The organism is Streptomyces sp. V4I8 (assembly GCF_041261225.1).
Lineage (GTDB): Bacteria > Actinomycetota > Actinomycetes > Streptomycetales > Streptomycetaceae > Streptomyces.
Window position 1 is genome coordinate 4,573,378 of the sequence record NZ_JBGCCN010000001.1, and the last position, 25,409, is coordinate 4,598,786.

The following is a 25,409-nucleotide window of genomic DNA, read 5'->3' on the forward strand; positions in this document are numbered from 1 at the left end:
GGAGAACCTTCAGGGACAGGGCCGACAACACGCGGGAAACGGGACGCGGCCAGAACAGAAGACAGCACGGGGAGTGCCTCACACGTGGCCACTGCGGAGCCGACACGCGCCGACGACGCCGATCCGGGACGGGGAGCCGGTCCGCGAATACGCGTACCCGCGCCGCGTCAGGGAGACGGCCCACACCATACGGAGGACCGACCGCCGTCGCGTCTGACCGCCGCCTTGGCCACCCTGCGCGAGCGTCTCCTGCGTCACCCGGTGCTGTCGATCACGACCCTGGCCGGGCTTCTCCACGTCATCTGGTTCTTCACGTTCGCAAGCAGCGGCGGCGACCTCGCGGCCCAGGACGCCTGGGCCGAGTTCGTCGGCCGGCATCCGGACTCGGCGTACAACCTGGCCTGGTACGGCGGGATGCACCCGGTGTCGTACAGCGTGGTCTCGCCGTATCTGATGTCGGTCCTCGGTGTCCGTACGACGATGATGATCGCGGGGACGATCTCCGCGGGCCTGCTGACGCTGGTCCTGATCCGCAGCCGGTCGGTCAGGAACCCGCTGTGGGCGGCGCTCGCCGGGGTCTTCGGGCTGGTGTGCAACGCGATCTCGGGGCGGGTGACCTTCGCCCTGGGCACGATGTTCGCGCTGGGCGCGGTCGCCGTCGTGTTCTGCTGGCCGCACCGCTGGCGCTACAAACGCTGGGCGAAGGCGCTGTGCGCCGCCCCGCTGGCCGCGCTGGCCACCATGTCGTCGCCGGTTGCGGGGCTGTTCGTGGGCTTCGTGGCGGTGGCGCTGTTCCTGCAGAAGCGGCGGCCGGGTGCCTGGGCGCTGGGGCTGGCGCCGACCGCCGTCGTGGCCGTCTCGGCCTGGCTGTTCCCCTTCTCCGGCACGCAGCCGATGGTGATCGGCTCGGTGCTGCTGCCGCTGCTGATCGCCGTCGCCACCTTCGTGCTCGTGCCCGCGGAGTGGAAGACGATGCGGCTGGTGTCCGCGGTCTACGGCCTCTCGGTCGTCCTGGTCTGGGTGATCAGCTCGCAGATCGGTTCCAACATCACCCGACTGGCGATGCTCTTCGGCGGGACGGCCCTGGTGGCCGCGCTGCCCTTCACCGTGCCGCGCTCACGCAAGTGGTACACGGGCGTGCTGGCGCTGCTCACGTTCGCCGGCTGGATCGGCTACAAGACGGTCGACGACATCATCCACGCCGCCCCGGCCGCCTCCTGGGCACGCGAGCTGGCACCGCTGGTCAACGAGCTCCAGGAGGTCGGCGCCGAGAAGGGCCGGGTGGAGGTCGTGCCCGCCCGCTCCCACCGTGAGGCCGCCGCCCTCGCGCCGTACTTCAACCTGGCCCGCGGCTGGAACCGCCAGGCCGACATGGAGCGCAACCCGCTCTTCTACGACGACACCCTCAACTCCGCGAACTACCGCGAGTGGCTCCAGCGCTGGGCCGTTCACTTCGTGGTGCTGCCCAAGGACGAGCCGGACCCCTCGGGGGCCGAGCGGGAGCGCGAACTGGTGCAGCGCGGCATGCCGTATCTGAAGCAGGTGTGGGGCGACGCCAACTGGCAGCTGTTCCAGGTGACCGCCCCGGCGCCGCTCGCCGAGCCGAACGCCGTCGTCGAGCGGGCCGAGCAGGGCGAGATGACGATGCGGGTGAGCAAGCCGGGCCGTGTCCTCATTCGCATCCCCTACTCGCCCTGGCTGGGCCTGGTCGACGCCGACGGCAAGAAGCTCGACCCGCCGCAGGAGACGGAGGCCGCCGAGAACCGTCCCGACGGCCGGCCGAAGTCGTACGCCAACGTCAACGGCTGCCTGATGGAGACGGAGGAGGACGCGCACGGCGACAAGTGGACGATGCTGATCGCTCCGCGGGCGGGCGAGTACCGGCTGGCGGCCCCGTACAACTTCTCGCGGGGCACGCCTTGTCCGGAGGAACTGCGCTGACCGGCGCCCGGCGGGCTGTGGGCAGCTACAGATCCAGGGTCACGTTGCAGGACTCGAGCCAGGCGTTGAGCGCGAGCGGAACTTCCAGGTCGATGCGCGTCATCTGGGAGCTCTCGGCGCCGACAGGCCGGTTCAGGCGGGCTTTGACCAGGTCCGGGTCGAGCAGCGGAAGGACGGGGGCGTTGCCGTCGGAGACGACCTCGGCCAGTCGGTCACGCAGGTTCTTCTCGTACCCGGAGTCCTGGGTGCTCGGATAGGGCACCTTCACCCGCTCCACGACCGACTCGGGCAGGATGTCGCGGGTGGCCGCGCGGAGCAGGCTCTTTTCACGTCCGTCGAACTTCTTCATGGCCCACGGGGTGTTGAAGACGTATTCGACGAGCCGGTGATCGCAGAAGGGGACGCGGACCTCCAGGCCGACAGCCATGCTCATGCGGTCCTTGCGGTCAAGGAGGGTATTCACGAACCGGGTGAGGTTGAGGTAGCCGATCTCCCGCATCCGCTTCTCCAGTCCGGTCTCGCCGGGGAGAACCGGCACTTCCGCGAGCGCCTCGTGGTAGCTGTCACGTCGGCGGCCAGGTATGTCGAGTCGCCCGAGAAAGCCCTGCTCGAAGAGGTCGGTGTTGACGCAGAAGCGGCCGGGCGTGGTCGTGAGCCACGGGAAGGTCTCGGCGGTCAGTGCTTCCGGGTCGTGGAACCAGACGTAGCCGCCGAAGAGTTCGTCGGCCGACTCACCGGAGAGGGCGACGGTCGACCGCTCGCGGACCGCGCGGAAGAGCAGATACAGGGACGGCCACAGATCGCCGTACCAGACCGGAGGAAGGTCGGTGGCCGTGAGGACGGCGGCGCTGACGGCCGGGTCGCTGAGATCGTCGCTGTCCAGCAGGATCTCCCGGTGATCGGCCTTGACGAATTCGGCGAGATCACGCGCGAAAGGTGCGTCGGGGGCGCTGCGCAAGGCGTCGGGAGCGAAGTTCTCGGCGGCTCCGGCGAAGTCGACGGAGAAGGAGCGGACGGGGCCGGCGCCTTGGTCCTGCAAGGTCTTGGCAGCGAGTGCCGTGACGGCCGAGGAGTCCAGTCCGCCGGAGAGAAGGCTGCACACCGGGACGTCGGCGACGAGCTGCCGGGACACGATGTCCTCGAGCAGTTCGCGAACGGTGCCGACCGTCTGTTCCAGGGAGTCAGAGTGCTCCTTGGCCTCCAGCGCCCAGTACCGGTGCTTGCTCAGTCCTTCGCGGCGCACGCGGACGACATGGCCGGGGCGGACCTCGAACATGCCGGTGAAGACGGCGTGCTCAGGGGTCTTGACCATGTCCAGTATCTCGCGGAGCCCGTCGGCGTTCACCCGGCGGGGGACCTGGGGGTTGGCCAGGATCGCCTTGGGTTCCGAGCCGAAGAGCACGCCGCCGGGGGTGGGGTGGTAGTAGAGCGGTTTGACGCCCATGCGGTCACGGACGAGGAGCAGTTCCTGGCGGCGAACGTCCCAGACACCGAAGGCGAACATGCCGTTCAGCTTGTCGACCATGCCCTGGCCCCATTCCACGTAGGCGCGCAGGACGACCTCCGTGTCGCTCCGGGTGCGGAAGCGATGGCCGCGGGAGACGAGTTCGGAGCGCAGCTCGCGGTGGTTGTAGATCTCGCCGCTGAAGGTCAGCACGGCCAACGGGCGGCCGTCCTCCTCGGCGATCATGGGCTGGCTGCCGCCTTCCAGGTCGATGACGGACAGCCTGCGGTGGCCGATGGCCGCATGGCGGTCGAGCCAGACACCTCCGGCGTCGGGACCGCGGCAGGCCATCGTCCGTGTCATCGCCTCCGCCGTGGTGCGCTCCTGGGACAGATCCCGCTCGAAGTCCACCCAGCCGACGATTCCGCACATGTGCGTTTCCCCCCTTGGGACAGAAGTGCCGAAAACAATGGGGTGTTCAGGCCCCCCCTGGCCTGTCTCCCGGGCTGACCGTGATCGCGAACCAGGGGCAGGAGACCTCGGCCTGCCGCAGCAGGTCCTCGTCGACGTCGGCCGGCCGTACGTCCTCGGCGAGCCAGGCGCGCTGGTCCCTGATCCGGAAGATGCCGGGCGCGATGTCGCGGCAGTGGGCGCTGCCGCTGCACAGGTCGTGGTCGATGGCGACACGGGGAGCGCCGTCCTGCGGTTCGGCCGTGCTCATCGGTTCGCGGCGGCCGGGTCCGACGCGGTGTACTCCATCTCCAGGCTGGTCCAGGTGCGGAAGACAGGGCCGGGGAGCTGCGGGATCGGCGCGCCCGGCTTCAGGCGCAGCTGGGGCAGTCGGCGGTAGAGCGCCGAGAGGGCGGTTTCGCACTCGAGCCGGGCGAGGTTCATGCCGATGCAGTGATGGATGCCGTACCCGAAGGCCAGATGCGGAGGCATCTTCTTCCAGTCACGGTCGATGACGAACTCGTCCGGGCGGTCGAAGACCTCCGGGTCGTGGTTGCCGGAGGCGTAGAGGGAGAAGATCCGGTCCCCGGGTTCGAGCGGGTGTCCCTGGACCGTCGTCGCCTGGGCACATCTGCGCCACAGGCCGAGGACCGGGCCGTCGTAGCGGAGCCCCTCCTCCACCAGGGACGGGGTCAGTCCCTCGATGTCGGCCAGGTACTTCGCCTTCTGCTCGGGGTGCCACTCCAGGGAGGCCACGATGTTGACGATCGCCGCCGAGGTGGTGGTGTTGCCCGCCCGGATCACGGACCTGATCATTGCCGCGACCTCGGCCTCGTCCAGCCGGTCGCCGTCCTCCAGCTCGGCGAAGCACAGCGTCGTGATCAGGTCGTCGCTGCCGGATCCGGCCTCGCGCCGCTCGCGCACCATCTTCATGAGGCCGGCGTGCCAGTGGGCCATCTCCTGGGAGTACGCCTGGCTCTTCGGATCCGCGGTGCTCAGCTCGAACAGGGCCGACAGGTGGAGGAAGTGCTCGCGGTCCTCGTCCGGCAGGCCGAGAAGCTCGCCGATGTGCCCCTCGCTCACCTTGCGGGCAAAGGTGCTGACCAGGTCGAACGTGGGGCCCTCGGCCACGATCGCGTCGATCAGCCGGTCGGCCAGGCGCTCGCTGAACGGCCGCATGTGCTGAATGCGGGAGGCGGACAGCGCCTTGATGCACAGCCGCCGCTGACGGGTGTGGCGCGGCGGGTCGGCGGCGGCGAACACCTGCTCGGCCTCCGGCAACGGCTCCTCCCGCGGCCACAGGGTGCTGTAGGTGCTCGTGAACTTGTCCAGATTCTGCAGGACTTCCCTGACCCCGGCGTACGAGCTGATCTGCACCGCGTCCAGGTGCTCGGAGTGGACCACGGGGCAGCGGGAGCGGTCGTGGGCCAGTTCCTCCCAGGGAATGTCGGCCTTGTGCGTGTAGGGCCTGAAAGATGGCTGTGTCATGAGTGAACCCCTTCTGGCTCGATGCCCAGGGCCTGTCGTTTGGATCAGGCCGGCTGTGACGTACGGTGCCTTTCAGCCGACCCGAGCGGGGTCTGGTGCGCTCGGGTCGGCATGATGCAAACGACAGGCCCTAGTTGACCTGCCGGTCCTGTGCGCTCCAGAGCCGGTCCCGCAGCGTGCGCCGCAGGATCTTGCCGCTGGCGTTGCGCGGCACCCGGTCGATGAACTCGTACTTCGACGGGATCTTGAAATCGGCGATCCGGTCCCGCAGGAAGCTCTTGAGCTCCCGCGGCTTGACCCCCTGCCCGGGGCGGAGCACGACGAAGGCGTGCACGGCCTCACCCCAGCGGGGGTCCGGGACCCCGATCACCGCCACGTCCGCCACGTCCGGGTGGGCGCTCAGCGCGTTCTCGATCTCGGCCGGGTACACGTTCTCCCCGGCCCGGATGATCATGTCCTTGATGCGGTCGTGGATGAAGAGGTATCCCTCCTCGGTGGTGTAGCCCGCGTCACCGGTGTGGATCCAGCCGTCCACCAGCGTCCGTTCGGTCGCCTCGGGCAGCCGCCAGTACTCGACCATCCGCCCGGGCGTCCTGAGGCAGACCTCGCCGACCTCGCCGGGCGGCAGCTGTTCGCCCTTGTCGTCCACGATCTTCACCGCGAAGCCCGGATAGGGCCGTCCGGCGGCCTTCAGCAGGTCACCGCCGCTCGCATGGGCCTCGGGCGGCAGACAGACCGCGGTGTTGCCGGTTTCGGTCAGGCCGTAGATCTGGGCGAACTCGCAGTCCATGACCTCCATGCACCGCCGCAGGAGGGACTCCGAGATCGGCGAGCCGCCGTACACCACCTTGCGCAGGGTCGTGAAGTCGGCGGGGTCCGTCTCCGGTTCCGCGAGCAGCATCAGCAGCATCGCGGGCACCACGCAGGTGGTGGTGACGCCCAGCTCCCGGACGAGCGCCACGGCCTCCTTGCTGCCGAAGACGCGCAGGGCGACATTGGTGATCCCGGCGTTGAACCCCTGGGTGGCCCACCACAGCCCGCCGATGTGGGAGCCGGGGATCCCGATCAGGCTGACGTCGTCGGGCCGCCAGTCGATCCAGTCCTCTCCGCTCGCGGCGAGTGCTTCCCGTACGGCGAAGAAGCTGCGGTGGGCCAGCACCACTCCCTTGGGGAACCCGGTGGTGCCGCTGGTGTAGAGCTGGGCGACGGGGGTGTCGGGGGTGGCCTGCCAGACTGCCGCGCACTCTCGTCCGGTGGACTTCCACTCCTCCAGTGGGGTGCCGGCGGGGTCGGCGCAGTCGAGCAGCACCAGGGTCCGCAGTCCGGGGAGGTCCGCCCGGACCTGCCGGGCCAGGTCGAGGAACTCCTCCTCGACGAAGAGGAGTTCGGACTCCGAGTCACGCAGGATGTAGTCCACTTCGAGCGAGGTCAGCCGCCAGTTGACCGGGACCAGGACGACGCCGCTCCTGGCGCAGGCGTAGAGGAGTTCGTAGTAGTGCTCGGACTCCTTGCCGAGGTAGCCCACCCGGGCGCCCGGTCCGAGACCGGACGCGCGCAGGGCGCGTGCACCGCGGTCGCTCTGCGTGGCGAGAGCGCCGTACGTGGTACGGCGTCCGTCGCAGACGAGGGCCGTCTTCTCGGGCCGCTCGGCGGCGTGCACCGCGAGCGCGGCATCAAGGGTGTGCATGGTCATCGCCCTTTCGGGATCGTGCGCGGGCAGGTGCGGCTGACTCGTCCAGCCAGTACCTGCGGCGCTGGAAGGCATAGGTGGGGAGCTCGGTGAGGCGGGCGCCGAGCCCCGCGAAGAGCGCGGCCCAGTCCACGGCGGCGCCGCGGCAGTACGCCCTGGCCACCTGGGCCAGGAGCTCCCCCGGGTCGTCCGCCTCGGACAGCGGCACCACGCCCGGTGCCGGGCCGGGGGCCGAGTTCGCCACGCCCTGGAACAGGCCGGGCGCCGGGCGGCCCTCGGCCAGGGCCGAGAGCGCCTGACGGAACTGCGCGCGGGTGTCCGCCACGACGACGGCGCGATGCGCGAGGGCGGCCCGGGAAGCGACCAGCGACCAGGCCACGTCCAGCGGGTCCGTGGCCGTCGGCAGGGTGAGCAGCCGCTCGGCCTGGGCGCGCAGGGCGTCGTCGCCGGCCGCCGACAGCACCCACGGCACCCGCGGTGTCGCCGCGGTACGGGCGGGCGGGTCGTCCGGGTCAGGCGCCTGTTCGAGGATCACGTGCGCGTTGGTGCCGCTGACGCCGAACGAGGACACCCCGGCGCGGCGGGGGGCGTCGCCCGTGTCCGGCCAGGGCACCGCCTTGGTCAGCAGCCGTACCGTCCCCTCGGACCAGTCGACATGGGGCGAGGGGACGTCGGAGTGCAGCGAGCGCGGCAGCAGACCGTGCCGCATCGCCAGCACCGTCTTGATCACTCCGGCGATGCCCCCGGCGGCCTGGGTGTGGCCCAGGTTGGACTTGGCCGACCCCAGCCACAGGGGCCGTCCGGGCGGACGATCGCGCCCGTAGGTGTCCAGCAGCGCCTGTGCCTCGATCGGGTCTCCCAGGGCGGTTCCCGTGCCGTGTGCCTCCACCGCGTCGACCTGCGCCGCGGACAACCCGGCGGCGGCCAGGGCCTGCTGGATCATCTTCCGCTGGCTGGAACCGCTCGGCGCGGTCATGCCGTTGGACGCTCCGGCCTGGTTCACGGCGGAGCCGGCGATCAGGGCCAGTACCGGATGGCCGTGGCGCCGCGCGTCCGACAGCCGCTCCAGCACCAGTACGCCGACCCCCTCGGCCAGCCCCCAGCCGTCCGCCGCGGCGGCGAAGGACTTGCACCGCCCGTCGGCCGCCAGCCCGCGCAGTCGGCTGAAGGACACGAACACGGTCGGCGAGGACATCACCGCCACCCCGCCGACCAGCGCGAGTCCGCACTCCCCCGCGCGCAGCGCCTGGGCCGCGAGGTGGAGCGCGACCAGCGACGACGAGCACGCGGTGTCCACCGTCACCGCGGGGCCCTCCAGTCCGAACGCGTAGGAGATGCGGCCGGAGGCCACACTCGGCGCACTGCCCAGGGGCAGTGTCCCCTCCAGGTCCGCGGGGACGGTGTGCAGGCGGGAGGCGTAGTCGTTGTACATGACCCCGGCGAACACTCCGGTACGGCTGCCCCGCAGGGAGTCGGGGGCTATGGCGGCGCTCTCCAGTGCCTCCCAGGACGTCTCCAGCAACAGGCGCTGTTGCGGGTCCAGCGCCAGCGACTCACGCGGCGACAGTCCGAACGGCGCGGCGTCGAAGTCGGCGGCGTCATGCAGGAACCCGCCCTCGCGGACCGCCGAGGTGCCCGGGGTGTCGTGCACCGGGTCGTACAGGCTCGCCAGGTCCCAGCCGCGGTCGGCCGGGAAGCCGGAGATCGCGTCCCGTTCCTCGACGAGCAGCCGCCACAGCTCCCGCGGACTGCTCACCCCGCCGGGGTACCGGCACGCCATGCCGACCAGTGCCACCGGCTCGTGGCGCTGCTCCAGTTCGCGCAGTCGCCGACGGGTGCGCTGCAACTCGATCGTGGCCCGGTTGAGGTACTCCCGGAGCGTTCTCTCATCGGCCATCGGGGGACCTCTCATCGCCGAGCCCCAACTCGGCTTCCAGTAGGGCGAACAGTTCCTCGTCCGTGGCCGAGGCCACCGCCTCCTCGGTCATGCCGGCCGTCGTGGCGGTCTCCGCCGCTTCGGGGACGGCACTGTCGTCGTCGGGCTCGTCGCCGCAGAGCCGGGCGGCGAGGAAGCGGGCGAGGGCGAGCGCCGTGGGATGGTCGAAGACCACCGTGGCCGGCAGCCGTTCCGCGACGGCGCGGCCGATGCCGTTGCGCAGCTGAAGGGCCGTCAGTGAGTCGACGCCCAGGTCGTGGAGGGTGCGGTCGGCCGGCACGGACTTGGCGGACGCGTGCCCCAGTACGGCGGCGATCTGCGCGCGCACCAGCTCCAGCAGGGTGCCCTCCCGCTCCGGCCGGGGCAGTTCGGCGAGCCGGTCGCGGAGCGCGGCGGGGTCCTCACCCGGGTGGCCGGGCCGGTCGGCGGGGATCCCTGCGAGTTCCTGGAACAGCGGCGGGACGGGGGCCCGCAGCGCGGAGGTCCGGACCCGGGCCGCCATCAACAGCGCCTCGGCCGAGCCGGCAGCGGTGTCGAACAGTGCGAGCGCCGCCTCGGACGGCAGGGATGCCATGCCCGCCGCGGAGAGCCGGGCCAGGTCCGCCCGGTCCATGTGGGCGGTCATACCGCTGGCCTCTTCCCAGTGTCCCCACGCGAGAGCGGTGGCCGGCAGCCCCTGGGCGCGGCGGTGGAGGGCCAGAGCGTCCAGGTAGCTGTTCGCCGCGGCGTAGTTGGCCTGTCCGGCGCTGCCCAGGAGGCCCGCGACGGAGGAGAACAGCACGAACATCGTCAGGTCCTGTCCTCGGGTCAGCTCATGGAGGTGCAGCGCGGCGTCGGCCTTGGGCCGGAAGACCCGGTCGACGCGGTCCGGGTCCAGCGAACCGATGACACCGTCGTCCAACAGCCCCGCGGCGTGCACCACCGCGGTCAGCGGACGGTCCGGATCCACCGTCGCCAGGAGCGCGCGCAGCGCCTCCCGTTCGCCGACGTCGCAGGCGGCCGCGGTCACCCGGGCCCCCAGCGAGGTCAGCTCGGTCAGAAGTTGTGCGGCACCGGGTGTGTCCGCGCCCTGGCGGCCGACCAGCAGCAGATGGCGTGCGCCGTGGCGCTGGACCAGGCGCCTGGCCAGCAGACCGCCCAGCGTTCCGAGGCCACCCGTGATCAGCACGGTGCCGTCCGGATCCAGGTGCCCGGTGCGGGGCGGGCGAGCCGTGACCGCCCGTGCCAGCCGAGGCACGAGGAGGCCGCCCCCGCGTACCGCCAGTTGCGGCTCGGCGGGGTTCCGAGTCACCGCCGAGGCCGCCGCGGAGGCGTCCGGCCGGTCCAGGTCCAGCAGGACGAAGCGGTCGGGGTGCTCGGCCTGGGCCGAGCGGACCAGGCCCCAGAGCGGGGCCTGGGACAGACCGGGAACGCCCTCGTCGGAACGCGTGGCCACCGCGCCACGGGTGACGAGCACCAGCCGGGAGGACGCCAACCGCTCGTCGGCCAGCCAGGACTGAATGAGCGTCAGCGCGCCGTACGTCACCTCGGCCGCGGTCCGCCGGTCTGCCGGGTCCTGCGGGGCCGGGTGGAACGGCGCGAGAACGACGTCCGGGACGGCCGCTCCGGCATCCAGGGCGTGCCGCAGTGCGGCCATGTCCTGGTGCCGCTCGACACCGCTGTACGAGGGGTCGGCGCCGAGGACGGCCAGGTGCTGCCGGGCCGGGCCGGGGCCGGCCGGGGGTGCGGGCCGCCAGTCGACGCGCAGCAGCGCGTCCTGGTGGGCCGTGCGAACGGCCGCGAGCTGCTCGGATGTGACGGGGCGAAGCGTCAGGGACTGCGCCGAGACCACCGGCCTGCCGTCGGTGTCCGTCGCCAGAACCGACACCGCGTGGGGGCCGGCCGGTGTGATCCGGACGCGCAGTGCCGTCGCGTCGACCGCCCGAGCGTGCACGCCCTGCCAGGAGAACGGCAGCCGTATGCCGTCGGCGTCCAGTGCCAGGGGGTGCAGTGCCGCGTCCAGGAGCGCGGGGTGCACCGCGTACCGCCGTACGTCCCGTCCGGCGTCCTGCGGCAGGGCCGCCTCGGCGAAGAGTTCGTCGCCCTTGCGCCACAGAGCGCGCAGGCCCTGGAAGGCCGGGCCGTAGTCATAGCCGTGCCGGGCGGCATCGGCGTAGAAGTCCTTGATGTCCACCGGCTCGGCACCGGCGGGCGGCCAGGCGGTGTCCGGGAGCCGGGAGGCCGAAGGCGCGGCGTCGGCGCTGAGTTCACCCTGGGCATGGCGGGTCCAGCGCGTGCCCGGCGGCGCGTCGTCGAGGCGGGAGTGAACGGTCACCGGCCGGTGCCCCTGCCCGTCGGCCGCGCCCACCCAGACCTGTACCTGCACGGCACCGCGGTGGGGCACCACCAGCGGGGTCTCCAGCGCCAGTTCCGTCACCCGGGGGCACCCCGCCGCCGCGCCGGCCCGCAGCGCCAGGTCCAGCAGGGCCGTACCCGGAAGGACCGGCGTCCCGGCCACCGCGTGGTCGGCCGGCCAGGAATGCGTGTCGGGGCCGAACCGGCTCGTCAGCAGCACGCCGCCGGTCTCCGCGTGCTCCACCACCGTGTCCCGGTCCCGGCCCCGGCCCGCCACGGCGGCGGGCCAGTAACGCCTGCGCTGGAAGGCGTAGGTCGGCAGATCCGGCAGTACAGGGGCCGAAGCGGTGGGCAACAGGGTGTCCCAGTCGATCGGCGCCCCCTGGGCATGGGCCCGCACGAGCGAGGCGGTGAAGTCGTCGGGGCCCGCCTGGTCACGCCGCAGCGACTCCAGCACGGCGGCCGGCCGCCCACCGGCCTCGACCGTCTGCTCCAGCGCGGTGGTCAGCACCGGATGCGGGCTCATCTCGATGAACATCCGGTGCCCGTCCTCCAGCAGCACCCGCACGGCTGTGTCGAACTCGACCGTGTGCCGCAGATTCCGGTACCAGTGGTCGGCGTCCAGCCCGGCCGTGTCGACCGGCCCGCCGGTGAGGGTGGAGTAGAGGGGGACCTGGGCGGCCCGCGGGGTGATGCCCTCCAGCGCCTTGAGCAACCGTTCCCGCACCTGCTCGATGTGCGGCGAGTGGGAGGCGTAGTCCACCGGGACCCGGCGGGCCCACACGCCCGTCGCGTCCGTGTGCCGGAGGAACTCCTCGATCGCGGCCGCGTCGCCGGAGACCACGGTCGACGACGGCCCGTTGACGGCCGCCACCCACAGTCTTTCCGGCCACCGGCCGATCAGCTCCTGCGCCCCGGCCCGGGACGACATCACCATCGCCATGCCCCCCGACCCGGCGAGCGCGGCCAGGGCCTGGCTGCGCAGCACCACGACCCGCGCCGCGTCGTCGAGGCTCAGCGCCCCCGCCACGCAGGCGGCCGCGATCTCCCCCTGCGAATGTCCCACCACCGCCGCCGGAGCCACCCCGTGGTGCTCCCACAGCCGGGCGATACCGGTCAGCACCGCGAACAGCGCCGGCTGGACCACATCCACCCGCTCCAGGGCCACCTCGCCCCGCAGCACCCGCACGAGCGACCAGTCCACGAACGGGTCGAACGCCTCCTCGCACCGGGCGATCCACTGCGCGAACACCGGCGAACCCGCCAGCAACGCCCGCCCCATGCCCGCCCACTGCGACCCCTGGCCGGGAAAGACGAACACCGGCTTCGGTGTCCGGAGGGCCACCCCGGTCACGGCACCGGCCGTCTCCGCACCGGTCGCCACGTCCCGCAGTCCCGCCAGCGCCTGCGCGTGCCCGCGCCCCAGCACCACGGCCCGGTGCTCGAAGACCGCGCGTCCCCGCACCAGGGCAGCGCCCACCGCCCGCAGGTCCGCGCCCGGACGAGCCGCCACATAACCGGCCAGCGCATCCGCCTGCGCACGCAACGCCTCCGCGCTGCGCCCCGACACCAGCAGCGGCACGAGGTCCCCGGACGCCTCCGCCTCGGCGACGGGTATCTGCCCGGCAGAACCGGCTTCCTCGGTGACGGGCGCCTGCTCCAGGATCATGTGCGCGTTGGTCCCGCTCATCCCGAACGCCGACACCGCGGCCCGGCGCGGTCCTTCCCGCTCCGGCCACCGCACGGCCTCGGTCGCCAGCCGTACCGCCCCCGACTCCCAGTCCACATGCGAGGTCGGACGGTCCACGTGGAGCGTCGCCGGTACCAGCCCGTGCCGCATCGCCAGCACACTCTTGATCACACCCGCCACGCCCGCCGCTGCCTGGGCATGCCCGATGTTCGACTTCACCGACCCCAGCAGCACCGGCGGCACACCCGCCCCGCGCTGCCCGTACGTGGCCAACAGGGCCTGCGCCTCGATGGGGTCCCCCAGCGCGGTGCCGGTACCGTGCGCCTCCACCACGTCGACGTCCGCGGCGCCCAGCCCCGCCACCGCCAGCGCACGGGAGATCACCCGTCGCTGCGAGGGCCCGTTCGGTGCCGTGAGACCGTTCGACGCCCCGTCCTGGTTCACCGCCGAGCCCCGCACCACCCCCCACACCTCGTGCCCCAGCCGCCGGGCGTCCGACAACCGCTCCAGCACCAGCACACCCGCGCCCTCGGCCGGCCCGAAGCCGTCCGCTCCCTCGGCGAACGCCCGGCAGCGGCCGTCGGCCGAGAGCCCGCGTTGCCGGCAGAACCCGAGGTACACGCTGGGTCCCGAAAGCACGGTCGCCCCGCCGGCCAGGGCCAGGGTGCACTCCCCGGCCCGCAGGGCCTGGACCGCGAGATGGACCGCCACCAGCGACGACGAACACGCCGTGTCCACCGTCATCGTCGGACCTTCGAGACCCAGCGCGTAGGCCACCCGGCCCGAGGCCACACTGGCCTGGGTGCCGGTGGTGTAGTGGTGCTCGATCTCCGGAACGTCGTGAACGATCAGCGGGTAGTCGAACGACGCCAGGCCGGTGAAGACTCCGGTGTCCGAGCCCTTCAGCGACGAAGGGGCGATCCCGGCCCGCTCCACCGCCTCCCACGAGACCTCCAGCAGCAGCCGCTGCTGCGGGTCCATGGCGAGCGCCTCGCGCGGCGAAATCCCGAAGAACTCCGCGTCGAACTCGTCGACCCGGTCCAGAAATCCCCCGCCGCGCACATACAACGTGCCAGGCCGATCCGGATCCGGGTCGAAAAGCTCCTCCAGATCCCACCCCCGGTCCGTCGGCAGCCCCGATATCGCCTCGCCTCCTGAGGACACCAGATCCCACAGGTCCTCCGGCGACCGGACACCTCCGGGGAAACGGCATCCCATTCCGACGATCACGATCGGGTCGTCGTCGGATGAATTGTCCGGCACCTCCCGGTGCGCCTGCCCCAGGTGTTCCGTGTGACTGCGCAGATAGCCCGCCAGGGATTCCGGAGTCGGGTAGTCGAAAACCAGGGTGGAGGGAAGCCTGAGGCCCGTTGCCAGGTCGAGCCGGTCGCGCAGTTCGACTGCGGCAAGGGAGTCGAGACCCAGCTCCTGGAAGGTGCGGTGGGGCTCGATATCCGCGGCGTCCTCTTCCAGCACCTCAGCCATGCAGGTGCGAACCAAATCGAGCACATCGTCCACGCGGACCCTTCCTCCCTCAGATCGAGCTGCCCCCCGTTCTTACTCCAGGGACCCCGTGGAGAACAAGAGATTCGGGATTTCAGAAAGGCTTTAGAATCGCTTTAGATCTGTTTTGGGGACTACTGGAACCGTCCTTCCTCCCGACCGGGTGACGAGCATAGGAGGGGCCAGTGATCATCTCGAAGCAGCCCGATGCGAAATTCGGCGTGACCGTCGAGGGCTTCGATTACGCGACCGCACCGGACGCCGACATCGAAAAACTCAAGAACGCGGTGTACACGGAAAAGATCGTCGTATTGAAGGGGCAGAAACTCTCCCCCAAGGAATTCGTGGCACTCGGCCGCCGACTCGGCCGGATCGAGACGTACTACGAGCCCATGTACCAGCACCCGGAGGAGTCGGAGATCTTCGTCTCCTCCAACGTGAGCACCGGCGACCAGCAGGTCGGCGTACCCAAGACCGGCAAGTTCTGGCACGCCGACTACCAGTTCATGCCGCAGCCGTTCGGCCTCACGCTGATCTATCCGCAGGTCATCCCGAAGGAGAACCGCGGCACCTACTTCATCGACATGGGCCAGGCCTGCGCCCGGCTGCCCGAGGACCTGCGGGCCGTGCTCGCCGGCACCCGCTCCCACCAGTCCGTCCAGCGCTACTTCAAGATCCGCCCCTCGGACGTGTACCGGCCGCTGGGCGAGCTGGTCGAGGAGGTCGCCCAGAAGACCCCCGTGATCGCCCACCCGACGGTGTTCCGGCACCCCTTCACCGACGAGGAGGTGCTCTACAACAGCGAGGGCTTCACTGTCGCGATCGAGGACGCCGAGGGCACCGTCCTCGACGACGAGGTGCTCCAACGTGTGTTCCGGGAGACCGGCCAGCTCGACGAGACCTTCCAGCACGAGCTCATCCACCTCCAGTCGTACGAGGAGGGGGACCTGCTGGTCTGGGACAACCGCAGCCTCATCCACCGCGCGCTGCACACGACCACCCCGGAGCCGACGGTGTCCTTCCGGGTGACCGTGCACGACGAGCGGCCCTTCCACGCCACCGTCCCGGCCCCCGCCGCCTAGCCCGTCCTCGCCGGAGCCGTCTTCGGAACACGGGATCTGCCTGGAGAACGCCGTGACAGAAACGCTGATCGAACCGCCGCGGGCCGCGTCGGCCGCAGAGAGCCGGATCCGTCTCGCCAACGACCCGGACCTGCTCGCCAAGGTGCTGCGGCCGTACCGGTCGCATACCAAGTACCTGCAGTCGGCCACCCTGACGGTGTCCCAGGACCCGGTGGGCGGCGCCCGGATCTCCGCCGCCTGCGAGTTCGAGATTCCCGAGTCGTGCTACATCGACGACACCGGCCACTTCAACTCGGTCGAGTTCAATATCTGTTACAACCAGATGCTCTACTACACCGTGGCGGTGGCCGTCCGGGAGAAGCTCGTGGCGCCCTTCTCCGGCTGGACGATGGACGACTACTGGACCCGCCAGCTGGCCAACTTCCTGATCACCGACTTCCGCAGTGCGTTCAAGCACGAGATGCGCGGCCGTGTCTTCCGCGGGGAGATCGAGTTCGCCGACATCGCGGAGTGGGACGGCAGCGACATCCGGGATCCGCTCGTGGTGCTGCGTACCAAATGCCGCTACTGGGACGAATACGGCGGAGCGTGCCAAGGCGAGGTCCGGATCGCGATCACCGATCCACCGGTACACGACGGGCAGGTGCAGCAGTGAGCACGGACGATTCGATCGCGGTCATCGGCATCTCCTGCCGTCTGCCGCAGGCGCCCGGCCCACAGGCCTTCTGGCAGCTGCTGCGTGAGGCCCGCAGCGGTGTGACGGAGGTCCCCGCGGACCGCTGGGACGCCGATGCCCACTACGCCGAGGAACCCGGCACCCCGGGCCGGATGAACACCCGCCGGGGCGGATTCCTGGACCGGGTCGCCGACTTCGACGCCGCGTTCTTCTCGATCTCCCCCCGCGAAGCCGCCGCGATGGACCCGCAGCAGCGGTTGATGCTCGAGCTGGCCTGGGAGGCGTTCGAGGACGCCGGGGCCGTGCCCGGGCGCCCGGGCACGGCCAGGGCCGGGGTCTTCGTCGGTGCGATCGCCGACGACTACGCCGCGCTGCTGCACCGCGCCGGGCCCGAGGCCCTGACCGAGCACACCTTCACCGGGCTGCAGCGGGGCCTCATCGCCAACCGCGTCTCGTACGCGCTCGACCTGCGCGGACCCAGCATGACCGTGGACGCGGGCCAGTGCTCCTCGCTGGTGGCCGTGCACCTCGCCTGCGAGAGCCTGCGCTCCGGCGAGTCGGAGGTGGCCCTGGCGGGCGGTGTCCACCTCAACCTCAGCCCCGCCTCCTCGGTCAACGCCGCCCAGCTCGGCGTGCTCTCCCCCGACGGCCGCTGCTACACCTTCGACGCACGGGCCAACGGCTTCGTCCGCGGCGAAGGAGGCGGCCTGGTCGTTCTCAAGCCGCTCTCGCGCGCCCTGGCCGACGGTGACGACATCTACTGCACCATTCTCGGCAGCGCGGTGAACAACGACGGCACCGGCGACGGGACCGGCCCGACAACCCCGAGCCGGGCAGGCCAGGAGGCGGTGCTGCGCAGTGCGCTGCGCCGGGCCGAGGTCGCCCCCGCCGATGTGCAGTACGTCGAGTCGCACGGCACCGGAACCCGGGTGGGCGACCAGGTCGAAGCCGCCGCCCTCGGTGCGGTGTTCGCCGCGGACAGACCGGACGGGCAGCCGCTGGTGGTGGGCTCCGCCAAGACCAACGTCGGCCATCTGGAGGGCGCGGCGGGCATCGTCGGGCTGCTCAAGACCGCCCTGAGCATCCGGCACGGTGCCCTTCCGGCTCAGCTGAACTTCGAGTCCGCGGACGACCGCGTTCCGCTGGACCGGCTGAAACTGACGGTACGGCAGGAGTACGGGCCGTGGCCCCGGCCCGACCGCACTCCGGTGGCCGGGGTCAGCGCCTTCGGCGTCGGGGGCACCAACTGTCACGTGGTGCTCTCGGGATACCCGGCGCCCTCCGCCCGCACAAAGACCCCCGCCGCCGCGGCGACGGGCGCGCTGCCCTGGCCTGTCAGTGCCCGCAGCGAGGCGGCACTGCGGGCGCAGGCCCGCCGGCTGCTCGACCAACTCTCCGGCGACCCACAGGCCGAACCGGCGGACGTCGGCCTCACCCTGGCGACCGCCCGCCGCCACCTGGAACACCGGGCCACGGTGGTGGCCTCCGGCCGCCCCGCCCTCCTTGCGGGGCTGCGCGCGCTGGCCGACGGCGAGCCGCGCGCCGGTACGGTCACCGCCGCCGAAGGCCGGGGCTCCGCCCCCGGGAAGACCGTGTTCGTCTTCCCCGGCCAAGGGGCCCAGTGGGCCGGGATGGCCGTGGAGATGCTGGACTCCTCCCGGGTCTTCCGGGAGCGGATCGCCGAGTGCGAGACGGCTCTGCGGCCCCACGTGGACTGGTCGTTGGAGGAGGTGCTGCGGGGGGCGTCCGGAGCGCCTCCGCCGGAACGGGTCGACGTGGTCCAACCCGCGCTGTTCGCGGTGATGGTCGCCACCGCCGCCCTGTGGCGCGCCCACGGGGTCGAACCGGACGCCGTCCTGGGCCACTCCCAGGGCGAGATCGCGGCCGCCTGCGTCGCGGGGGCACTGACCTTGCAGGACGCCGCCCGCGCCGTGGCCCTGCGCAGCAAGGCGATCGCCCGGCTGGCGGGCACCGGCGGGATGGCCGCGGTGGGGCTCTCGGCCGAAGCACTCGTCCCGTACCTGGCCCCCTGGGCGGACCGGCTCTCCCTGGCCGCCGTCAACGGCCCCTCGTCCACGGTGGTGAGCGGTGCGCCCGAAGCGCTCGACGGGCTCCTGGCGGCCTGCGACCGGGACGGCGTACGGGCCCGCAGGCTGCCGGTGGACTACGCCTCGCACTCCGCGCACGTGGAACCTCTGCGGGAGGAGCTGACGGCCGCGCTGCGGGGACTGCGGCCGGGCACCGCCACGACCGCGTTGCACTCCACCGTCACCGGGCTGCGCACCGATCCGGGGAGCCTCGACGCGGACTACTGGTACCGCAATCTCCGCGGCACCGTCCGCTTCGCCGAGACCACCCGGACGCTCCTGGACACGGGGCACCGGGTCTTCGTCGAGATGGGCCCGCACCCGGTGCTCGCCCAGTCCGTGGAGGAGAGCGCGGAAGCGGCCGGGCTCGACGACGTCGTCGTCATCGGCTCGCTGCGGCGCGGCGAAGGCGGTCCCGAGCGTTTCCTCACCTCCCTGGCCGAGGCCCATGTGCACGGCGTCGACGTCGACTGGGCGCCCGCCTTCGAGGGCACCGGCGCGCGGCGCGTCCGGCTGCCCGGTTACGCCTTCCAGCGTCAGCGGCACTGGCACGAGTCGGCCACCCTGGCGGCCCTGGCCGCTCCGGCAGCCCCGGCACCGGTCACCGTCCCGGGGCCTTCCGCGGAGCCCGCCCCTGCCGCCGAGGACCGGCGCGCCGGCCCCGCGGACGCACGCGAGGCGCTGGCCCTCGTACGGACGCACGCCGCCGCGATCCTCGGCCACCCCGATGCCGGCGCGGTCGACCCCCGGCTGTCCTTCCGCGACCTGGGCTTCGGCTCGCTCGCCCTGCTCGACCTGCGCAACCGGCTCCGGACGGCGACCGGCCTGAGGCTGCCCGCCACCCTGCTCCTGGACCGGCCCACCCCTCAGGCCGCCGCCCGCTTCCTGCTGGAGCGGGCTCACGACACCCGGCCCGGACCGGCCCCCCGTCGGGAGGAACGCCCCGGTCCGGAGCACGACCCGGTCGCGATCATCGGCATGGCCTGCCGCTTCCCGGGCGGCGTGACCTCCCCCGAGGAGCTGTGGGAGCTGGTGGCGTCCGGCGCCGACGCGATCGGCGACTTCCCCGGGAACCGGGGCTGGGACCTGGGCACCCTGTACGACCCGGAGCCCGGACGCCCGGGGCGGACGTACAGCCGGAGGGGTGGCTTCCTCCTCGACGCCGACCGTTTCGACGCCGCGTTCTTCGGTATCAGCCCCCGTGAGGCCCTCGCCATGGACCCCCAGCAGCGGCTGCTCCTGGAGACCGCGTGGGAGGCGATGGAACGGGCCGGACTGGACCCGGAGGCGCTGCGCGGCAGTGACACCGGGGTGTTCGTGGGTGCCATGGCCGGTGACTACGTCCCACGGCTGCACGAGACGCCGCCGGCGGCCCAGGGGTACGCCCTGACCGGGGCCGCGCCCAGTGTGCTGTCCGGGCGGCTCTCCTACACCTTCGGGTTCGAAGGGCCCGCGGTGACCGTGGACACCGCGTGCTCCTCGTCCCTCGTCGCCCTCGACCAGGCGCTGAAGGCGCTGCGTGGCGGCGATTGCTCCCTGGCCATGGCCGGCGGGGTGACCGTGATGTCGGGGCCCGGCATGTTCCTGGAGTTCAGCAGGCAGCGTGGCCTGTCGCCGGACGGCCGCTGCAAGGCCTTCGGGGCCGGCGCGGACGGTACGGGATGGAGCGAGGGGGTCGGGCTGCTGCTGCTGGAGCGGCTGTCCGAGGCGCGCCGGCTCGGCCACCCGGTGCTGGCGGTGGTCCGCGGCAGTGCCGTCAACCAGGACGGCGCCAGCAACGGCCTGACCGCGCCCAACGGCCCCGCGCAGGAGCGGCTGCTGCGGACCGCGCTCGCCGACGCGGGGCTGACGCCGGCCGAGGTCGATCTGGTGGAGGCGCACGGTACCGGGACCCGGCTCGGAGACCCGGTCGAGGCCAATGCGCTGCTCGCGGTCTACGGCCGGGACCGGCCCGGCGAACGGCCGTTGCGGCTGGGCTCGCTGAAGTCGAACATCGGCCACACACAGGCGGCGGCGGGCGTCGCGGGAGTCATCAAGACTGTGCTGGCCATGCGTCACGGCGTCATGCCGCGCACCCTCCACGCCGACGAGCCCTCATCGCACGTGGACTGGTCCACCGGCTCGGTCGAGCTGCTGACCGGTTCCGTGCCGTGGCCCGCGGGCGACCGTCCCAGAAGGGCGGGTGTCTCCTCCTTCGGCATCAGCGGCACCAACGCCCATGTGATCGTAGAAGAGGCACCCCCCGGCGAGGACGGGCGCGAGGAGGCCGCGCCGGCCGGAAGCGGGCTGCCGCTCCTGTGGCCGCTCTCCGCCAGGACACCCGAGGCGCTGCGGGAGCAGGCGGCCCGGCTGCGCGACCGTCTCGCCGACCGCCCCGGGGCGGACCCCGCGGCCGTCGGCCATACGCTGGCCACCGGCCGGACGGCCTTCGAGCACCGCGCGGTGGTCCTCGGATCCGACACCGACGCCCTGTTGAGCGGGGTCACCGCGCTGGCGGCCGGCCGTACCGCGCCGGACCTGGTCCAGGGCACCGTCGTGCCCGCCGCCGCCCAGGCCGGCGTGGCCTTCCTCTTCACCGGCCAGGGCAGTCAGCGCCCCGGCATGGGAAGGCGGCTCCACGAGCGCTTCCCCGTCTTCGCCGAGGCCCTCGACGAGGTCTGCGACGCCATGACCCCGCATCTCGAAGTGCCGCTCAGGGACGTGCTGTTCGGGGCCGAGGGCTCGTACGAGGCGGGGTTGCTCGAACGTACGGGCTTCACTCAGCCGGCCCTGTTCGCCTACCAGGTGGCGCTGTACCGGCTGATCGAACAGCTGGGCCCCTCCCCCTCGGTGCTGCTCGGACACTCGGTGGGTGAGCTGGCCGCGGCCCATGTCGCGGGTGTGCTGACGCTTCAGGACGCCTGCACGCTCGTGGCCGCCCGGGGCGGTCTGATGCAGGCGCTGCCCGGCGGCGCGATGACCACGCTGGAGGCGACGGAGCAGGAGGTGGCCGGGGTGCTGGCCGACTTCGGCTCCGCTCTCGGCGTCGCCGCCGTCAACGGGCCGCGCTCCCTGGTCGTCTCCGGCGACGAGGAGGCCGTCACCGAGCTGACCGCGCGCTGGCGGGCGGAGGGACGCCGGGCCGACCGGCTCCGGGTCAGCCATGCCTTCCACTCCCCGCACATGGAGCCGATGCTGGAGGAGTTCGGCAGGGTCGCGCGAGGGCTGTCGTACGCCCCACCGCGTGTCCCCATCGTCTCCACGCTGACCGGAAAGCCCGTCACGGAGGCGGAGATCTGCTCCGCCGAGTACTGGGTACGGCATGTGCGCGAGCCTGTGCGGTTCCTCGACGGTATGCGCGAACTCGCGGCCGACGGTGTCCGGGTCTTCCTGGAGCTGGGCCCGCGGGGTGTGCTGACAGCGATGGGCCGGGACTGCGTGGACGACGGGTCGGTGCTGGTGGCCGCGGTGCGGAGCAACCTGCCGGAGGAGCGTTCCGTGGCCGGGGCGCTGGCCCGGCTCCACACCGCCGGAGTGGCGGTGGACTGGACCGCGGTCCTCGGCGGGCGACGGCCGTCGGCGGACCTGCCCACCTACGCCTTCCAGCGGCGCCGTTACTGGCTCGAACCCGGGGCCGTGCGGGCGGACGGGGACGTCACGGCGGTCGGGGCGGCCTCGGCGGGGCATCCCTTGCTGGGCGCGGCCGTCGAACTGCCGGAGACCGACGGGCTGGTGTTCACCGCCCGGCTCTCGGCGCAGACCCATCCCTGGCTAGCCGACCACGCGGTGCTGGACACCGTGCTGCTGCCGGGCACGGCGTTCGTGGAGTGGGCCCTGCACGCCGCGCGGCGGACCGGCTGCGACGGGATCTCGGAGCTGACCCTCGAGGCGCCGCTGACGCTGCCCGAGCAGGGGGCGGTGCTCGTCCGGCTCTCGGTGGGCGGCCCCGACGAGAGCGGGGAGCGCCGGATCGCCGTGCACGCGCGCGGCGAGGACGACCTCGGGCTCTGGACCCGCCATGCCACCGGCCGGCTGAGCGGACCCGGGCAGAGCCCGCCGGAGCAGCCCCCCGCCCGGCTGCCAGCCGGGGCGCGGCCCGTGGAGGTCAACGGCCTCTACGAGGGATTCGCCCGGCGCGGCTTCCGGTACGGCACGGTCTTCCAGGCACTGCGCAACGCCTGGACCCACGGGGACGAGCTCTGGGCCGACGTCGCCCTGGACGAGGAGACCGCCGCCCAGGCAACCGCCTACGGTCTGCATCCCGCGCTGTTCGACGCGGCCCTGCACGCGGCGTTGCTGAGCCTGCCGGACCAGGAGACCGGCACCCCCCTGCCGTTCGCCTGGCGGGGGGTGCGGCTGCATGCCGTCGGGGCGACGGCGCTGCGGGTGCGGGTGCGGCCGAGCGGCAGCGGCGCTGTGTCGCTGGACCTCATGGACGGCGAGGGGAGGCCGGTCGCCACGGTCGATTCCCTGGTGCTGCGCCCGGTGTCCGCCGACCGGCTCGACACGGGCGCTGCCCGGCAGCGCAACCTGTTGCTGCGGCTCGACTGGAATCCGCTGCCGGAGCCCGTCGAGGAAGTGGGGCCGGGCCGGTGGGCGGTGCTGGGTGTCGACAGTCTCGGGCTCGCCGAGGCGACCTCCGGCGTCGGCCACGAGGTCGAGACGTACCGGTCGCTGCGCTCCTTCGACGCCGCGCTGCGCTCGGGCCGGCCGGTCCCCGACACCGTGCTGGTGGCGTGCGCCACCGAGGAGGGGCAGCAGCCGCCCGGGGCGGTGCGGTCCGCGACCCAGCGGGCGCTGGTCCTCCTCCAGGAGTGGCTGGCCGACGACCGGCTGGCCGGCTGCCGGCTGGTGTTCGTGACCCGGGGCGCCGTCCCCGCCGGGCCGGGCGAGTCGGTGTCCGACCTCGCGGGTGCCTCAGTGTGGGGCATGGTCCGCAGCGCCCAGTCGGAGCATCCGGGCCGGTTCGTGCTGATGGACCTGGACGAGGAGGACAAGTCCCGTCCGGTCCTGCCGTCGGGGGCCGCGTCCGGTGAGGCGCAGCTGCCGGTGCGCGGCGGCGTGCTGCTGCGGCCACGGCTGGCCAGGGTGCCGTCCGCCGTGCCGCTGCCGAGGACCGCGCGCCGCTGGGACCCGGAGGGCACCGTGCTGGTCACCGGGGGCACCGGGTCGCTCGGCGGGCTGATCGCCGGTGATCTGGTGCGCAGGCACGGTGTGCGGCATCTGCTGCTGCTCAGCCGCCGGGGTCCCGACGCGCCCTCGGCCGCGGGCCTCGTCGCCGAACTGACCGCGCTGGGCGCCGAGGTCACGGTGGTGGCGTGCGACGCCGCCGACCGTGCGGCGCTGGAGCGCGTGCTGGCCGCCGTTCCCGTCGCGCATCCGCTGACCGCCGTGGTGCACACCGCCGGTGTGGTGGCGGACGGAGCGGTTACGGGGCTGACCCCGCGCGAGTTGGACCGGGTACTGCGGCCCAAGGTGGACGCCGCGTTCCAGCTGGACCGGGCGACCCGCGGTCTCGGGCCGGTGGAGTTCGTACTGTTCTCGTCGGTGATCGGTGTGCTCGGCGGCGCCGGGCAGGCCAACTACGCGGCGGCGAACGCCTTTCTGGACGCCCTGGCGCACCGGCGCCGCGCCGACGGCCTGCCGGCGGTTTCCCTGGCCTGGGGACTGTGGGGGCACGGTGACGGTCTGGCCTCGCGGCTCACCCCGGCCGATCTGAAGCGGATGGAACGATCCGGCCTCGCCCCGCTCTCCGTCGAACAGGCCCTGGCGCTGCTGGACTCGGCGCTGGCCGGGGACGAGGCCGTACTGGCCCCGGTCGCCCTCAGCGAGGCGGCGCTGCGCTCGCCGTCCGGCCTGTCGCCCACGCTGCTCGATCTGGCCCGCTCCACGCCCGCTTCGGCCGGGCCGGACTCCGCGACGCCGACGGGAGCCCCCGCCGCGGCGGACGCTCTGCGGGAGCGGATCGCGGGCCTGACGGCGCGCGAACAGCAGCGGGAGATGCTGGAGCTGGTCCGGTCGCACCTGGCGGCCGTGCTCGGGCACGGTACGCCGGAGGCAGTCGAGGCGGACCGGGAGTTCTGGGACCTGGGTTTCGACTCGCTGACGGTTCTGGAACTGAACACCAGGCTGGCGGCCGCCACCGGCCTCAGGCTGCCCGCGGCCCTCGCCTTCGAGTACCCGACGGCGAGCGCCCTGGCCGCCCACCTGCACCAGGAACTCGTGGGGACCACAGGATGAACCGCGCTGATCACCGCTCAGGCCGTGGACAGCAGGTTCTCGCGCCCCTCGGAGGCCAGCAGGATGGAGTGCCGGAGCTCCCTGAGGGCGGCGCAGGGTTCGAGGCCGAGCTCCGCGCTGAGGGTCTCCTGGGCCATCGCGTAGACGGCGAGGGCCTCGCCCCGGCGGCCGCCGCGGTACAGCGCCAGCATCAGGTGCCGATAGAGGACCTCGTGCAGGGGATGCCGGCTGATCAGCGTCCGCAGTCGCGCGACGGGTTCGTGATGGCGGCCGAGAGCGAGGTGCGAGGTCACCAGCAACTCGGCGCACTCCAGGTACAGTTCCTCGATCCAGGTGGCGAAGTCGGCGACGACGGGGCCGTCCCTCAGATCGTCCGGGACGGGGCCCCGCCACACGGCCAGCGCCTGCTCCAGAGCGGCGGCCGCCTGGTCGTGGCGGCCGGCGTGCGCGTGGGCACGGCCGGTCTCGACCAGCCGCTGGAACTCACGGACGTCCAGCTCGTCGCCGTCGGTCCGCAGCAGATAGCCGGGCGGTCTCGTGGCGATCGGGCTGTCCCGTTCGCCCGGCCGGCTGAGGAACTTGCGCAGCTGGGAGATGTACACATGCAGGGCGGCATCGGCACGGCGGGGCGGACTGCTGCCCCAGAGCTCCGTGATCAGCAGTTCCCGGGGGACGATCTGATCCGCCCGGACCAGCAGGGTCGCCAGCAGCGTGGCCGTCTTGCGGGCGGTGATGAAGCGACTGCCGTCCTCGGTGACCACCCGGAGGGAGCCCAGGAGTTCGTATCTCATGAGGTCCCCTTCCACTGCGCGGAGCGGGGTGGGTTCTGGTGAAGCATGGTCGTCCTTCCGGGCTGGGGCGCCCTGAGG

General features: G+C 72.5%; 11 protein-coding genes. 4 read left to right on the forward strand and 7 right to left on the reverse strand.

All coding sequences use genetic code 11. From position 1 onward, the window contains the following. The first annotated feature begins 84 nt into the window (after positions 1–84). A complete protein-coding gene (locus ABIE67_RS20565) occupies positions 85–1,941 on the forward strand; it encodes an MFS transporter (RefSeq protein ID WP_370259339.1) in 1,857 nt (618 codons plus the stop codon). 25 nt (positions 1,942–1,966) lie between these two features. Here ABIE67_RS20565 and asnB read toward each other — a convergent pair whose 3' ends face one another. The 6 genes from asnB to ABIE67_RS20595 form a co-directional block, all read right to left on the reverse strand. After that, the gene (gene asnB / locus ABIE67_RS20570) at positions 1,967–3,817 is read right to left on the reverse strand and encodes an asparagine synthase (glutamine-hydrolyzing) (protein ID WP_370259341.1); all 1,851 of its coding nucleotides are present in this window, start codon (positions 3,815–3,817) and stop codon (positions 1,967–1,969) included. A 46-nt stretch (positions 3,818–3,863) separates the two neighbouring features. Further along, entirely contained in the window at positions 3,864–4,106 is a 243-nt protein-coding gene (locus ABIE67_RS20575) for a ferredoxin (RefSeq protein ID WP_370259344.1), read from the reverse strand. Then, positions 4,103–5,323: a cytochrome P450 gene (locus ABIE67_RS20580; protein WP_370259347.1), complete on the reverse strand. Its 1,221-nt coding sequence runs from the start codon at positions 5,321–5,323 to the stop codon at positions 4,103–4,105. The genes ABIE67_RS20575 and ABIE67_RS20580 overlap by 4 nt, the downstream gene beginning before the upstream one ends. A gap of 130 nt (positions 5,324–5,453) precedes the next feature. Then, positions 5,454–7,010 carry a fatty acid--CoA ligase gene (locus tag ABIE67_RS20585; RefSeq protein WP_370259351.1) on the reverse strand — a complete coding sequence of 519 codons (1,557 nt, stop codon included), beginning with the start codon at positions 7,008–7,010 and terminating at the stop codon, positions 5,454–5,456. After that, positions 6,997–8,910, reverse strand: a complete 1,914-nt coding sequence (locus ABIE67_RS20590) for a beta-ketoacyl synthase N-terminal-like domain-containing protein (protein WP_370259356.1) — start codon at positions 8,908–8,910, stop codon at positions 6,997–6,999. The genes ABIE67_RS20585 and ABIE67_RS20590 overlap by 14 nt, the downstream gene beginning before the upstream one ends. Beyond that, a complete protein-coding gene (locus ABIE67_RS20595) occupies positions 8,900–14,491 on the reverse strand; it encodes an SDR family NAD(P)-dependent oxidoreductase (RefSeq protein WP_370259358.1) in 5,592 nt (1,863 codons plus the stop codon). Before ABIE67_RS20595 ends, ABIE67_RS20590 begins: the two co-directional genes overlap by 11 nt. A gap of 170 nt (positions 14,492–14,661) precedes the next feature. Between ABIE67_RS20595 and ABIE67_RS20600 the strand changes: the two genes are divergently transcribed. From ABIE67_RS20600 to ABIE67_RS20610, 3 genes are read left to right on the forward strand one after another with little or no spacing between them, the layout of a single operon-like run. Then, positions 14,662–15,558 (forward strand): TauD/TfdA dioxygenase family protein, encoded by an 897-nt coding sequence (locus tag ABIE67_RS20600; RefSeq protein ID WP_370259360.1) that lies wholly within the window; start codon positions 14,662–14,664, stop codon positions 15,556–15,558. Between the two features lie 52 nt (positions 15,559–15,610). Continuing rightward, positions 15,611–16,213, forward strand: coding sequence for an FcoT family thioesterase (locus tag ABIE67_RS20605; protein ID WP_370259362.1), 603 nt, complete (start codon positions 15,611–15,613; stop codon positions 16,211–16,213). After that, positions 16,210–24,540 carry a type I polyketide synthase gene (locus ABIE67_RS20610; protein ID WP_370259363.1) on the forward strand — a complete coding sequence of 2,777 codons (8,331 nt, stop codon included), beginning with the start codon at positions 16,210–16,212 and terminating at the stop codon, positions 24,538–24,540. Before ABIE67_RS20605 ends, ABIE67_RS20610 begins: the two co-directional genes overlap by 4 nt. A gap of 17 nt (positions 24,541–24,557) precedes the next feature. On the opposite strand, the gene ABIE67_RS20615 is transcribed toward ABIE67_RS20610, so the two are convergent. Next, entirely contained in the window at positions 24,558–25,331 is a 774-nt protein-coding gene (locus tag ABIE67_RS20615; protein WP_370259365.1) for a BTAD domain-containing putative transcriptional regulator, read from the reverse strand. Between the last annotated feature and the right edge of the window lie 78 nt (positions 25,332–25,409).